Raw genomic sequence first — 14093 nt, 5'->3', positions numbered from 1 at the left:
ACGAACCGGTGATCTTGAGCAATACTCTGCTGCGCGGCAATCCAGGGTTCGGAGCGTCGCACGGCAATCCATCCGCCTTCACGGGTCGCGCGCGCCTGATTGTTCACGGCGTCGGTACGACTGAGGGCCAGACTCAACAAGGACGTAACACCCATGAAACCGTTATCCCTCAGCGATAATCCGCTGCCGGCGCAGATATGGAACAACGCCCCGCAGCTCGACAACATTCCCGTCATCAATACCCACAGTCTGGTGCCACCCGGTGCCCGAGCCGTCGTGGTCGCCCCGCATCCGGGCGATGAAGTGGTGACCTGCGGCGGTCTGCTGCAACTGCTCTCCAGCCTCGACCACCCCTTGCAATTGCTGTCGATCACCGACGGCAGCGCCAGCCACCCCGGCTCGCGGCAATGGTCGGAAAAACGCCTGAGCGTGTTCCGCCCGCAAGAGAGCGTCGAGGCGCTGCGGCGCCTGGGTCTGCCGATGCACAGCCTGAAATGGGTGCGCGGCGGGTTCACTGACAACGCGCTGCTCGACCGGCAGACCGAGCTCACCGAATTCATCGCACGCTACCTGCGTCCCGGTGACGTGGTGTTCAGCACTTGGCGCAACGATGGCAATGCCGACCACGAAGCGGTCGGACGCGCCAGTGCCCAAGCGGCAGCGCAAGTGGGCGCGACCTTCCACGACGTGCCGGTCTGGGCCTGGCACTGGCCGGAGCGCGATCACAGCCTGATCCCCTGGGAGCGGGCGCGCAAACTGCGCCTCGATACGTGGACCGTGGCGCGCAAGAGCCACGCCACCCACGCCTACGCCAGTCAGCTCAAGGGCGAACCGGCAATCGGCATTGCGCCGATGCTGCCGCCGGTCCTGCTCGAACGCATGCGGCTGCCGTACGAAATCGTCTTCATCTGAAACACCTTCTCCCTGTAGGCCTTCGCCTGTTCGCGATAGCGGTCGATCAAACAATAACTGCGTTGACTGACACACCCCTATCGCGAACAGACCCGCTCCCACAAGTAATGCTGCTCACTTCAGAAATTTTGCGTTCAATTGAAACCCGTGGCGAGGGAGCTTGCTCCCGCTTGAGTGCGCAGCGCTCACAAGCTTTTGGATCTGCTGCGCAGCCCAGCGGGAGCAAGCTCCCTCGCCACAGTCACAGTGTCGGGCTTAAGTGAACAGCATTACGCTTCCACAAGGGATTTTTGTCAGGGCACATGACCTGTGACCAACGCAGATCCACTGTAGGCCATCGCCTACTCGCGATGAGGCCACACAGGTGACGCCTAATCCTTGGGCACGACGTTATCCAGCGCCTGATTCACTGCCAACTCCCCCAGCATCACCACTTGGGCAATGCCCAGCGCCGTATTGCGACTTGGCCCTTCCAGCGTGCCGGCGAAATCGCCGAGCATGACCGTGACTGAGGCCAGGGATTCGCAGGCGTTGGCCAGCAGGGATTCGGTATCGGTTTGCGGGTTGACCATGAACATGCTGCTGGGGGTGTAAGGCGTCGCCATGATTTGCGCGGGCGCGAGGTAGTGGTCGAGGGCGCGTTCGGCGGCTTCGTGGAGTTTTCTGGAGTTGTGGGATTCGTAGGGTGATACCGCGTCTGTGTTCGGCGGATTGGGGGTGGTTTCGGGCATCAGATGGAACTCCGATCGAGGCACTTTTGAAAGAATGAGTCTCTGTAGGAGCTGCCGCAGGCTGCGATCTTTTGATCTTGTTTTTAAAAGCAAGATCAAAAGATCGTCCGAACGCGGCCCGAACCTGCGGCAGCTCCTACAGGGACCGGTCAGTTAGTTCGGCACGCGGCGGCCGTCCAGGACTCGGTTGACCATCAGTTCACTGAGCATGATCACCTGATGCAGCATCAGCACGGCGCGGCGGTGTGAGTCGTCGAGCGCGCTGCCGATATCGCGGGCCATGTCGCTGGCGGCGGCTAGTGATTCACAGGCTTCGACGAGCAAGGTTTCTTCGTCCACGGTCGGGTCGATGAGGAAGATTCTGTTGGATTTGCGTGACGGGGTTGAAGGGATCGAGATCTTCAGTGCGCCGGGGTTGAGGTAGAACTTGATGGCGCGGTCGGTCGCCTCTTTTATCTTCTGCGGATCGAGGGCCGGGTCGTATGGGATCGGATCGGCGTCTGGGGGGTTGGGTGTGGCTTTGAACATAGATGAAGCTCCGTATCGAGAAACAGGAGCCATCACCCTCGCTACCAAACGATGGGTGGCGGCCATGCGCGGGTTGGTAGACCGGTCGATACGGAACCCGGCGCTCACGAATGAGCCCCACGCATGTCCACCATATATAGCTGAGCCGCAAGAAAGAGGCTGCATAAGGTGCTGCCATACAGTCGTACCGAAACGGGCTACCAAACCCGATCACTGATTTTCAGTGACAGGGAAACGATATAGCCCGGCCCATAGCCGTGTAAGCCGGCGGATTCTGGCGTACGCGTAGGTAACGGCGCAAGGCGCTGTAGCCGTTATGGCGTAACGGTTCGTGTACTTTAAACGTGGTTGCGGGTTTGTGTTTATGCCCGAGGTTTGCCCGGTTGTATTGGCCGGAGCCATCTGGAAGGAACTGCCCGCTCACAGACCAGTCGCATGAACAGGAAGCCTGTTTTTCAGAGGAGTGAACGTGTCCAGCGATCCCAAGCGTCACGCCGTCGACGCCCCCGTCATCCATCGCCTGCGCGTGCTGACGGTCAATACCCACAAGGGCTTCACCGCCCTCAATCGGCGCTTCATCCTGCCGGAGCTGCGCGAGGCGGTGCGCAGCACGTCGGCCGACCTGGTGTTTCTGCAGGAAGTGGTGGGTGAACACGAGCGCCATTCCAATCGCTACAACGAATGGCCGCAAACCTCGCAATACGAATTTCTCGCCGACAGCATGTGGAGCGATTTCGCCTACGGGCGCAACGCGGTCTATCCCGATGGCCACCACGGCAACGCCCTGCTGTCGAAATACCCGATCCGCGAATACCGCAACCTCGACGTATCGATCACCGGCCCCGAGCGCCGTGGCCTGCTGCACTGCGTGCTGGACGTGCCGGGCCACGCCGAAGTCCACGCGATCTGCGTGCACTTGAGCCTGCTCGAAAGCCATCGCCAGTTGCAGTTGCAACTGCTCTGCCAGTTGCTGGAATCGCTGCCCGAGGATGCGCCGGTGATCATTGCCGGTGACTTCAACGACTGGCAGTTGCAAGGCAACCAGGCCCTCGCCCGCCGCGACTACCTGCACGAAGCGTTCGAGCGTCACCACGGGCGACCGGCCAAGACCTATCCGGCACGTTTCCCGCTGCTGCGCCTGGACCGCATCTACCTGCGCAACGCCAGCAGCCACGACCCGCAGATCCTCGGCAACAAGCCGTGGACGCACTTGTCGGACCACTTGCCGCTGGCGGTGGAAGTGCATCTGTAATCGCGGTTCTGACATGACCGTTAGTCAGGCGCACTTGATCGCAGATCAAAACCATCTACACCTAAATCAGCTCAAGGAGTAGCGCATTCAATTCGTTAGAGCATGGATCTCATCTAGTGCCTCAGTAGCATCGCGAGGCTGATCGTATGCTCGCTCAAGGATGATTTCCCCGAATTTGGCTGTAGGGAATCGCCATGACGCGCTACTCCAGATACCTGCGGGCACTGCCGCAGACGTTGTTCTTGCCTGCCTCGCTATTGCTCGCCAGTTCACCCGCCTCCGCCGCTTGCTCACTGGTGCCAGGGCCCGGCGACGACGCCTTCACCTGTGACAGTGGCACCAGCGGTTCGCTGACCGATCTAGCGGGCAATAACCGCCTCACTTTGCCCGCCAACGGCACCGGCCTGATCAACGGCAACGTGACCTTCGGCGCCGGCGCTGACCGGGTCGTAATCAATTCCGGAACCATCACCGGCGCAGTCAACCAGGGCGCCGGCATCGACGATTTCGTCATGAGCGCAGGCTCGATCGGCTCACTGGCGCAAGGCGATGGCCGCGATACCTTCCTGATGACCGGTGGCACCATCATCGGCGCTTTCGAAGACGGCGATGTCGCCCGCATGACCGGTGGCACCATCGGCCGGGTCGACATGAAGCTCGACAACAATATTTTCGACCTGTCCGGCGGGCAGATCCTCGGCAACCTGGTCACCGGGTTCGGCAACGACACCATCATCGTTTCCGGTGGCCGCATCGGTGGCAACATCAGTGTCAGCGGCGGCAATGACAGCATCACCGTGACCGGCGGCGAAATCGTCGGCGAGATCCGCGCCAGCGTCGGAAACGACACATTGTTATGGGATGGCGGCGGAGTCATCCGCTCGGCGATCCTGATGGGCGACGGTAACGACAGCGCAACACTGCGCAACCTCGATGACAGTGTGCTGGCACTGACCCCCACCGTGGATGGCGGCGCGGGCAATGACGTCCTGACGTTTGACAACACCCGTACCGCGTTGCCCGGGCGCTTTGCCAATTGGGAAACCGTGAATCTGACCAACGCTTCGCAGCTGGATCTGGGGACGAGCAGTCTGGTGCTTGGCGATGCCGTCAGCGGCGTGCTCAACGTCGATGCCCGGAGCAGCGTGTTCTCGACTCAGGGCGCGGTGTCACCCGCCGTGGCCGGGCAGGCAGTGACCTTCAACAATGCTGGGGTCATCGACCTGACCCGCAACAACAGTCGCACCGATGACACCCTGAACGTCAACGGCAACTACGTCGGCAACGGCGGCCAGTTGCTGCTGCAAAGCGAACTCGGTGCCGACGGCGCGCCTAGCGACAAACTGGTGGTCAACAATGGCAACCTCAGCGGTAGCACTGTCATCAGCGTGACCAACATCGGCGGCCTCGGTGGACTGACCCAGGAAAACGGCATTCAAGTGGTGCAAGCCCAAGGCTCGACCGTCAGCACCGACACTGCGTTCAACTTCAGCGGTCCCGTGTCTGTGGGGGCTTACGATTACTACCTGTTCAAGGGCGGCGTTACCGCCGGCACCGAAAACAGTTGGTACCTTCGCTCCGCCGTGGTCGCGCCGCAGGTGGTCAGCGTGCCCAACCCCGATCCGAGTCTGCCGCCGGTTCTGGTACCGGTGGTGGCAACCCCGGTTGCCGCAGCGATCACCCCGTTGGCAACAGCGCCAGGCGAATCTGCGCCGATCGTCAGCGCTAACCTGCCTGTGCTGCCCGCCGCCGTGGCAGGTGCCGAGCCGATTCCACTCTATCGCCCCGAGGTACCGAACTGGTCGGTGCTGCCGCCCGCCGCCGCGCAACTGACCCTCAGCGCCCTCGGTACGTTTCATGACCGTCAGGGCGATCAGCGTCTGCTCAGCGAAACCGGTGCATTCGGTGCTGGTTGGGCCAGGGTCTATGGCAAGAACCTCGACCAGACCTGGGCCGGGACTGTGACACCACGCCTGAACGGTTCGCTCAATGGTTTCCAGGTCGGCAATGACCTGTGCAGCGCACAGACGTCGGGCGGGCAAACGCAACGCATCGGCCTGTTCGTCGGCCATAGCCGGATTCAGGGCGATGTCGACGGTTTCAACGAAGGCTTCGAAAACAACAGCGCGGGCAAGATCAAACTCGAGGGCGACAGCTATGGCCTGTACTGGACGCTGACCGATCCGTACGGTTGGTACATCGACACCGTGGCAATGGGCACGCGTTTCGACGGCGACAACCGTTCCGACCGTGGACTGAAACTGGACAACCGCGGCCATGCCCTGACGCTCTCGGCCGAGGCTGGCTACCCGTTCCCGCTCAACGACACTTGGGTGTTCGAACCGCAAGTGCAAGTGATCCACCAGAAAATCTCCCTCGACAGCCAGGACGACGGCATCTCACGGGTGTCATTCGATTCCGACGGCGCCTGGACCGGTCGCCTCGGCGCGCGGCTCAAGGGTCGTTATCAAGTCAATGGTCTGCCACTGGAACCGTACCTGCGGGCCAATCTGTGGCACACCTTTTCCGGCACCGATTCGGTGACCTTCGATGGTACCGATACCATCAACAGCCAGCAGAAATCCTCGACCGCAGATATCGGCCTCGGTGTGGTGCTGACGCTGGACCGTGCAGTAAGTGTTTATGCCAGCACCGATTACAGCAGCAACATCGACAGCAATGACCTGCGGGGGCTGGCAGGAAATCTGGGGGTACGAATAAGCTGGTAAGCGCCTTCACGCGGTGTCACCACTGACCCCATCGCCAGCAGGGTCCCTCCCACAGTTGAAATGCATTCCCCCTGTGGGCGTGAGCCTGCTCGCGATGGCAGCGACGCGGTTCCGGATCAGCCCTCCGGCTTGAGAATCAGCACCGCCAACGGCGGCAGATTCAATTCCAGCGACAGCCCCTGCCCATGACTCGGCACTTCTTCAGTAAATGCCCCACCACCGTTGCCATAGTTGGAACCGGCATAGGTGTCGGCATCACTGTTGAGCAACTCAGTCCAGCGCCCGGGGAACGGCACGCCAACGCGATAGGACTGACGTGGTACCGGCGTGAAGTTGGCAACCACCAGCACCGGTTTGCCGTCCTTGCTCCAGCGCAGCCACGCATACACGCTGTTGATCGCATCATCGCCAATCAACCACTGGAAGCCCTGCGGCGCGTCGTCCTGATCGTGCAGCGCCGGTTCGTCGCGGTACAGGCGGTTGAGGTCGCCGACCAGTTTCTGTACGCCTTTGTGTTCCGAGTATTGCAGCAAGTACCAGTCCAGCTGCTGATCGTGATTCCACTCGCGCCACTGGCCGAATTCGCAACCCATGAACAACAGCTTCTTGCCCGGGTGGGTCCACATGAAGCTCAGATAGGCGCGCAGATTGGCAAACTTCTGCCAGCGATCACCGGGCATCTTGTCGATCAGCGAATGCTTGCCGTGTACCACTTCGTCATGGGAAATCGGCAGGATAAAGCGCTCGGACCAGGCGTAGACCAGACCAAAGCTCAGTTCATTGTGGTGATGCGCGCGGTACACCGGGTCCTGCTGGATGTAATGCAGCGAGTCGTGCATCCAGCCCATGTTCCATTTGTAGGCGAACCCTAGGCCGCCCTGCTGGGTGCTCTGGCTGACGCCCGGCCATGCCGTGGACTCTTCGGCAATCACCAGCGCGCCGGGGGCTTCCAGCTCGACCACGTCATTCAAGTGCCGCAGGAAATCGATGGCTTCGAGGTTTTCCCGGCCGCCGTGGCGGTTCGGAATCCATTCGCCAGCCTTGCGCGAATAATCGCGATAGAGCATCGAGGCCACGGCATCCACGCGCAGGCCGTCGATGTGGAAATGCTTCAACCAGTGCAGCGCCGACGCCAGCATGTAGCCGTGCACTTCGGTGCGTCCGAGGTTGTAGATCAGCGTGTCCCAATCCTGGTGGAAACCTTCCAGCGGATTGCCGTATTCGTACAGCGCGGTGCCGTCGAACTGCGCCAGGCCGTGGGTATCGGTCGGGAAATGCGCCGGCACCCAGTCGAGAATCACCCCGATCCCCGCCTGGTGGCAGGCGTTGACGAAATCGCCGAACTGCTCCGGCGTGCCATAACGGGCGCTCGGGGCGAATTGCGAAAGCAGTTGATAGCCCCACGAACCGCCGAACGGGTGCTCCATGATCGGCATCAGTTCGATGTGGGTGAAGCCCAGTTCCTTGACGTAAGGAATCAGCCGCTCGGCCAGTTCCGGCCAGGTGTATTGGCGGGCAACTTCGCCCAGATCGTCCAGCTCGCACTGCCACGACCCGACATGCAACTCGTAGATCGACAGCGGCTGCGAGTGCTGTTGCCGCTCGCGACGGCCGTTCATCCAGTCCTGATCCTGCCAGTCGATCTGCAGCGGCGCGGCGACTTTCGAAGCGGTGTCCGGTGGCAGGCTGGTGGCCAGGGCCATCGGGTCGGCCTTCAGCGGCAGAATGCCGTGGGCGCCGAGAATTTCGTACTTGTACAACTCGCCCGCCTGCAGGCGCGGAATGAACAACTCCCAGACCCCGGACGGATGCCGCAGGCGCATCGGATGCCGGCGCCCGTCCCACACGTTGAAATCGCCGACCACCGAGACGCGCCGGGCATTCGGTGCCCACACGGCAAAGCGCACGCCTTCCACGCCGTCGACCGTGGTCAGTTGCGCGCCGAGGCAACTGCTCAGATCGCGGTGATTGCCTTCGGCAAACAGATACAAGTCCATTTCACCGAGCAACTGACCAAAGCTGTAGGGGTCCTCTGCCACCTGCTCACCGCCGGCCCAGCGGGTGCGCAGCAGATACGGTCGGGCCTGCTCGAAGTGCCCGACAAACAGCCCCGGGGTTTCGCTGGCCGTCAGTTCGCCGCGTTCTTCGCCGCTGTCCTTGTCCAGCACTTCGACTTTCAGCGCACCGGGCAGGTAGGCCCGGATAAATTGCCCGCCGGCACCATCGCCGTGCGGACCGAGAATGGAAAACGGGTCGTGGTGTTCGGCACGCACCAAGGCATCGATGTCCTGTGCGGCCGGCAATAATGCTTCTTTAGCGTGACCCTGTTCCTTGTTCGAGAAACTCATGACTACTCTCCACCAAGATCGGAAAAGGGTTTAAGCCCTGTCAATAACCCATACAAACCGTGCAACGGCACGGGCAACCACGTGGGGCGATTTTCGGCTTCATAGGCCACTTCATAGGCCGCCTTCTCCAGGCCGAACAGCGCAAGCGCAGCGTCGGCACCCGCAGGATCCTGCCAGGCATGTTCAAGACTAGCTGCCGCCCGGCGATATGCCTCGACAAATGCTTCTCGCGCTTCACGCAAATAGCGATCCGCCACACGGCGCCGTGCCTCTTCAGACTCCGGACTGTGATCAACGTTGTGCACGTTGATGGTCATCGCCGCCGCGTAATCGAAGGAACGCAGCACCCCGCTGACGTCCTTGTACGGACTGTGTTTGCCGCGACGTTCGTGCAGCGGCCGTGCAGGTTCGCCCTCGAAATCGATCAGATAGGCATCGCCCTTGATCACCAGCACCTGCCCCAGGTGCAGGTCGCCGTGGACACGAATGCGCAAGCCGCCGACCGCTTGTTTTGCCAGCTCCTGCACATGGCCGAGGATGACCTTTTTGTTGTCCACCAGGCGCGTGACCAGCTTCTGATCTGCCGCGCCCAAATGGCCCTGATGCTGCTTGAGCAACTTCAACGCATGTTCGACTTGCGCCGCAACGTCCTTGCCGGTCGCTTGCGCGTCCTTGGCCCTGGTGATCTGTGCAGCGAAGTCCGGGTTGTCGCTCGGCGCCGCCAGCACCTGGTGCATTTCGCCCAGACGCTGACCGAGCATGCCGGCAAAGTCTTTCAGTTCACCGAGGGCGTTGTAATGCTGCTCCTGCTCGGACATGGCATCGGCCAGTTCGTCACGCAGCGCGCGTTCGAGGTTGTTCTGGGTCCATTCCCAGGCATCGCCCTGATTGCTCAGATAGCCTTGGGCGATCATCAGCAGATTGTCGTCGCCGTTGGCATCACGGCGAATCACTGAACCCAGCAGCGGCGAGATGTTCTCGAACCCGGCCTCGGTCAGGTAGGCGCTCATTTCCAGTTCCGGGTGCACGCCGGAGGCGACTTTGCGGATCAGCTTCAGCACCAGGCTGTTGCCGATCACCACCGAACTGTTCGATTGCTCCGCCGACAGATAACGCACTTCCGACTCGGCACCGAGGCCGAGCGCTTCCAGCTGAGCCGTCGGGGCGAAACGGATCTCGCCTTCTTCGGAGTTCAACACCGTGTTGTTCTGCATTCCCTCAAGTACCGCGCGGACAAACGTTTCAAGGCTGAACGCATCGGTGATCAGTCCGACCTGACGGCCACGCCGTACCCGGGACAATGCCAGTTGCTGTGGCAGTGCCGGGCCGACCTGATCTTCCGAGATGAAACCAAACGGCAGTTGATAGCGGCTGGTCTGCCCGGCGCTGGTGACTTCAATCTCGCTGAGCAACACCGGATGCTGCGCGTCGCCGAAGCGCACGCCGTAGGCCAGATGCACCTGCTCGATAGCCGCGTCCTTGCCAGCAAACCAGCGACGGTTCTGCAGCCAGCTCGGCAGAATGCTCTGCTCCAAAGTCGCCCGGGTTGGCGCTTCGAGCAGCTCTTCCATGCGTTTCTTCAGCACCAGCGTGGTGAAGTCCGGCAGGCTCTGCGCCGGTTCCACGTGCCAGCTCGGCATCTGGTTTTCCGTGGCCAGGGCGAACCAATAGAAGCCATAAGGCGCCAGGGTCAGGAGGAAATTCAACTGGCCAATCGGCGGGAACGCGTTGCCGCCCAGCATCTCCACCGGGACCATGCCGACGTATGCCGACAGATCGAGCTCCGCCGCCTGCGCGCTGCGCGACACGTTGGCCACGCAGAGAATGATTTCATGCTTGCCGTCGGCGTCGGTGAATTCCCGGGTGTAGGCCAGAATCCGTCGGTTGCTCGGCGAGAGCATTTTCAGCGTGCCGCGACCGAAGGCCTTGGACTGCTTGCGCACGGCGAGCATGCGGCGGGTCCAGTTGAGCAGCGAATGCGGATCGCCGGCCTGGGTTTCGACGTTGACTGACAGATAACCGTATTGCGGGTCCATGATCGGCGGCAGCACCAGACTCGCCGGATCGGCGCGGGAGAAGCCGCCGTTGCGGTCGATCGACCATTGCATCGGCGTGCGCACGCCGTCGCGGTCGCCGAGGTAGATGTTGTCGCCCATGCCGATTTCATCGCCGTAATACAGGGTCGGCGTGCCGGGCATCGACAGCAGCAGGCTGTTGAGCAGTTCGACGCGGCGGCGGTCTCGCTCCATCAATGGCGCCAAACGCCGACGAATGCCGAGGTTGATCCGCGCGCGGCGGTCAGCGGCGTAGTAATTCCACAGGTAGTCGCGCTCCTTGTCGGTGACCATCTCCAGCGTCAACTCATCGTGGTTGCGCAGGAAGATTGCCCACTGGCAGTTGGCAGGGATTTCCGGGGTCTGCCGCAGAATATCGGTGATCGGGAAGCGATCTTCCTGGGCCAGCGCCATGTACATGCGCGGCATCAGCGGGAAGTGAAAGGCCATGTGGCATTCGTCGCCATTCAGGCCTTGAGCATCGGTATCACCGAAGTACAGCTGGGTGTCTTCCGGCCATTGGTTGGCCTCGGCCAGCAGCATGCGGTCGGGATAATTGGCGTCGATTTCGGCACGGATCTGCTTGAGGACGTCGTGGGTCTCCGGCAGGTTTTCGTTGTTGGTGCCGTCGCGTTCGATCAGGTAAGGAATCGCGTCGAGACGCAGGCCGTCGATGCCCATGTCCAGCCAATAGCGCATCACCGACAGCACTGCTTTCATCACTTGCGGGTTGTCGAAATTCAGGTCGGGCTGGTGCGAATAGAAGCGGTGCCAGAAGTATTGGCCGGCGACCGGGTCCCAGGTCCAGTTGGACTTTTCGGTATCGAGGAAGATGATCCGGGTGCCGTCGTATTTCTGATCGTCATCCGACCACACGTAGAAATCCCGCGCCGCCGAACCGGGCTTGGCCTTGCGCGCCCGCTGGAACCACGGGTGCTGATCGGAGGTGTGGTTGATCACCAGCTCGGTAATCACCCGCAGGCCACGCTTGTGGGCCTCGGCAATAAAACGCTTGGCGTCGGCCATGGTCCCGTAGTCGCTGTGCACGCCGCGGTATTCGGCGATGTCGTAACCGTCGTCGCGACGTGGCGAGGGATAGAACGGCAGCAGCCAGATGGTGTTGACGCCGAGTTCGGCGATGTAATCGAGTTTGGCGATCAGGCCGGGAAAGTCGCCGATCCCGTCATTGTTGGAGTCGAAAAACGATTTGACGTGTACTTGATAAATCACCGCGTCCTTGTACCAGAGCGGGTCTTTGATAAAGGTGGCTGCCTTGGGTTTCTTCGCCATGTGAAACTCCTGTTGAATTCTGGAAGCCACAGCAGAAAACCTGTGGCGAGGGAGCTTGCTCCCGCTGGGTTGCGAAGCAGCCCCATTGCATTTATTCAGATGCACCGTGTCTGCCGGTTTTGCGACTGCTGCGCAGCCGAGCGGGAGCAAGCTCCCTCGCCACAGGTCGGTGTGTGTCTTAGGCGGCCGTAATCCGCCAGATGCCAAATGGCTGATACGCCGGGTCAATGCGCATGAATTGATACTTGCCATGCCAGTCCCAACGATGCCCGTTCATCAAATCCTCACCGTGGGTGGTCGCGTCATCCGACAGGCCCATTTCCCACAGCGGCAGCTCAAAATTCGCCTCCTGCACGTTGTGCGGATCGAGGCTCACCGCCACCAGAATGAAATTGCTGCCATCGAAGCTGCGCTTGCCGAAGTACAAAATGTTGTCGTTCCACGCGTTATAGATTTTCAGGCCCAAGTGCGTGTGCAGCGCCGGGTTCTGTCGGCGGATGCGGTTGAGCTGGGCGATTTCGGCAATGATGTTGCCCGGCGCATTGAAGTCGCGGACGCGGATCTCGTACTTCTCCGAATCGAGGTATTCCTCCTTGCCCGGCACCGGCGCCGCTTCGCACAATTCGTACCCCGAATACATGCCCCACAGGCCCGAGCCCATGGTCGCCAGCGCCGCACGGATGAGAAACCCCGGACGTCCGGATTCATGCAGGAACGCCGGGTTGATGTCCGGCGTGTTGACGAAGAAGTTCGGCCGGTAGCATTCGCGCCACGGCGACTCGTTGAGCTCGGTGAAGTAACTCGCCAGCTCGGCCTTGGTGTTGCGCCAGGTGAAATAGGTGTAGCTCTGGGTGTAACCGACCTTGCCCAGCCGCGCCATCATTGCCGGCGTGGTGAAGGCTTCGGCAAGGAAGATCACTTCCGGGTGCAGGGCGCGCACATCGGCGATCAGCCATTGCCAGAACGGCAGCGGCTTGGTGTGCGGGTTGTCGACACGGAAGATCTTCACGCCTTCGTTGACCCAGCCCACCACAATGTCGCGCAACTCGACCCACAGGCTGGGAATCGCGTCCGGCGCATAGAAGTCGACGTTGACGATGTCCTGATACTTCTTCGGTGGGTTCTCCGCGTATTTGATCGTGCCGTCCGGCCGCCAGTTGAACCAGCCCGGGTGTTGCTTGAGCCACGGGTGATCCTGGGAGCACTGAATGGCGAAATCGAGGGCGATTTCCAGTCCGTGCTCGGCAGCGGCCGCCAGCAGGCGGCGGAAGTCTTCACGGGTACCGAGTTGCGAGTGAATCGCCTCGTGGCCGCCCTCCTCGCTGCCAATCGCATAAGGACTGCCCGGATCATCCGGCCCGGCCGTCAGGGAATTGTTGCGGCCCTTGCGATGGGCGCGGCCGATCGGGTGAATCGGGGTGAAGTAAAGGACGTCGAAGCCCATGTCCTGAATCATCGGCAACCGTGCATGCACGTCATTGAAGGTGCCGTGCCGGTTGGGATCGTCGGTGATCGAGCGGGGAAACAGCTCGTACCAACTGGCGAACTCGGCCAGTTCCCGTTCGACATCCATCGGAAATTCGGCGCTCAGGCTCAAGTAGGCGCGGTGATCGGCCTGGGCCATCAATTGCGCACTGCGCGGGTGCAGAAACAGCGCCACCTGCTCGGTTTCGAGCAGGCCGGACAACTCATGGTGCAGCGCCGCCAGCTCTTCGCTGAGCGGCCCGTCGCTGCGCTCGGCAGCCTGTTGCACCATGCTCCGGCCTTCCTGCAATTCCAGCGAGACCGGGACGGCGGCGTTGTGCTTTTTCTCCAGCTCGTACTGGAAGCTGGCGAAATGGTCGATCCACGCCTCGACGCAAAACAGATAGCGCCCCTGATGTTCGGGACGGAAGCGCCCTTCCCAGCTGTTATTGCCGAGGTCGCTCATGACCTCGCTCTGCCAGGTTTCTTCGCCTTCTTCGCGCCAGCGGATGCGCACGGCGAGCTTGTCGTGACCATCGGCAAATACTTTGCTGGTGACAACGACATCGCGGCCGGCAATCGACTTGACGGCGAATTGCCCGCCGTCGAGGGTCGGCATGGTGTTTTCGATCACGATGCGCGGCAGCAGCAACGCTTGCGACAGCGGCATGTGCGGGTTGTAGCTCAGCTCTGAAGATTTTTCAGCAGACATCGAGCATCTCTCCTTTACGCCCCAAGGACGCTCTTGTGCCGGATCCGTGTTCACAAGGAGGCACCGGCCCCGA

At 61.3% G+C, this 14093-nt stretch carries 8 protein-coding genes; 3 read left to right on the top strand and 5 right to left on the bottom strand.

The features are described from left to right. The first annotated feature begins 153 nt into the window (after nt 1–153). A complete protein-coding gene (locus J5M57_RS07970; RefSeq protein ID WP_207849482.1) occupies nt 154–912 on the top strand; it encodes a PIG-L family deacetylase in 759 nt (252 codons plus the stop codon). A 371-nt stretch (nt 913–1283) separates the two neighbouring features. On the opposite strand, the gene J5M57_RS07965 is transcribed toward J5M57_RS07970, so the two are convergent. Beyond that, nucleotides 1284–1643 (bottom strand): DUF6124 family protein, encoded by a 360-nt coding sequence (locus tag J5M57_RS07965; protein ID WP_207849483.1) that lies wholly within the window; start codon nt 1641–1643, stop codon nt 1284–1286. Nucleotides 1644–1796: 153 nt separating this feature from the next. Beyond that, a complete protein-coding gene (locus tag J5M57_RS07960; protein WP_083369220.1) occupies nt 1797–2171 on the bottom strand; it encodes a DUF6124 family protein in 375 nt (124 codons plus the stop codon). Nucleotides 2172–2640: 469 nt separating this feature from the next. Here J5M57_RS07960 and J5M57_RS07955 point away from each other — a divergent pair, with 469 nt between their 5' ends. Both J5M57_RS07955 and J5M57_RS07950 read left to right on the top strand, forming a co-directional pair. Continuing rightward, nucleotides 2641–3423: an endonuclease/exonuclease/phosphatase family protein gene (locus J5M57_RS07955; RefSeq protein ID WP_064587394.1), complete on the top strand. Its 783-nt coding sequence runs from the start codon at nt 2641–2643 to the stop codon at nt 3421–3423. 194 nt (nt 3424–3617) lie between these two features. Next, a complete protein-coding gene (locus tag J5M57_RS07950; protein WP_207849484.1) occupies nt 3618–6152 on the top strand; it encodes an autotransporter outer membrane beta-barrel domain-containing protein in 2535 nt (844 codons plus the stop codon). A gap of 116 nt (nt 6153–6268) precedes the next feature. Here the strand turns inward: J5M57_RS07950 and glgB are convergent, their stop codons facing one another. The 3 genes from glgB to J5M57_RS07935 form a co-directional block, all read right to left on the bottom strand. Then, nucleotides 6269–8500 carry a 1,4-alpha-glucan branching protein GlgB gene (gene glgB, locus J5M57_RS07945; protein WP_169841816.1) on the bottom strand — a complete coding sequence of 744 codons (2232 nt, stop codon included), beginning with the start codon at nt 8498–8500 and terminating at the stop codon, nt 6269–6271. Between the two features lie 2 nt (nt 8501–8502). Beyond that, nucleotides 8503–11844, bottom strand: coding sequence for a maltose alpha-D-glucosyltransferase (gene treS / locus J5M57_RS07940; protein WP_207849485.1), 3342 nt, complete (start codon nt 11842–11844; stop codon nt 8503–8505). 178 nt (nt 11845–12022) lie between these two features. Continuing rightward, complete coding sequence (locus J5M57_RS07935; RefSeq protein WP_207849486.1) at nt 12023–14020, bottom strand: alpha-1,4-glucan--maltose-1-phosphate maltosyltransferase; 1998 nt, start codon at nt 14018–14020, stop codon at nt 12023–12025. Nucleotides 14021–14093 lie beyond the last annotated feature (73 nt).

Origin of the sequence: Pseudomonas sp. 86_A, assembly GCF_017491705.1 — a bacterium.
GTDB classification, from domain to species: domain Bacteria; phylum Pseudomonadota; class Gammaproteobacteria; order Pseudomonadales; family Pseudomonadaceae; genus Aquipseudomonas; species Aquipseudomonas koreensis.
The sequence above is the reverse complement of the archived record's forward strand: the minus strand, read 5'-3'. Positions and strand labels throughout refer to the sequence as shown.

What these genes read in the sequence shown, in the direction of transcription:
- J5M57_RS07970 (WP_207849482.1), top strand. Translation starts at nt 154, where the DNA reads ATGAAACCGTTATCCCTCAGCGATAATCCGCTGCCGGCGCAGATATGG.
- J5M57_RS07965 (WP_207849483.1), bottom strand. Translation starts at nt 1,643, where the DNA reads ATGCCCGAAACCACCCCCAATCCGCCGAACACAGACGCGGTATCACCC.
- J5M57_RS07960 (WP_083369220.1), bottom strand. Translation starts at nt 2,171, where the DNA reads ATGTTCAAAGCCACACCCAACCCCCCAGACGCCGATCCGATCCCATAC.
- J5M57_RS07950 (WP_207849484.1), top strand. Translation starts at nt 3,618, where the DNA reads ATGACGCGCTACTCCAGATACCTGCGGGCACTGCCGCAGACGTTGTTC.
- glgB (WP_169841816.1), bottom strand. Translation starts at nt 8,500, where the DNA reads ATGAGTTTCTCGAACAAGGAACAGGGTCACGCTAAAGAAGCATTATTG.
- treS (WP_207849485.1), bottom strand. Translation starts at nt 11,844, where the DNA reads ATGGCGAAGAAACCCAAGGCAGCCACCTTTATCAAAGACCCGCTCTGG.
- J5M57_RS07935 (WP_207849486.1), bottom strand. Translation starts at nt 14,020, where the DNA reads ATGTCTGCTGAAAAATCTTCAGAGCTGAGCTACAACCCGCACATGCCG.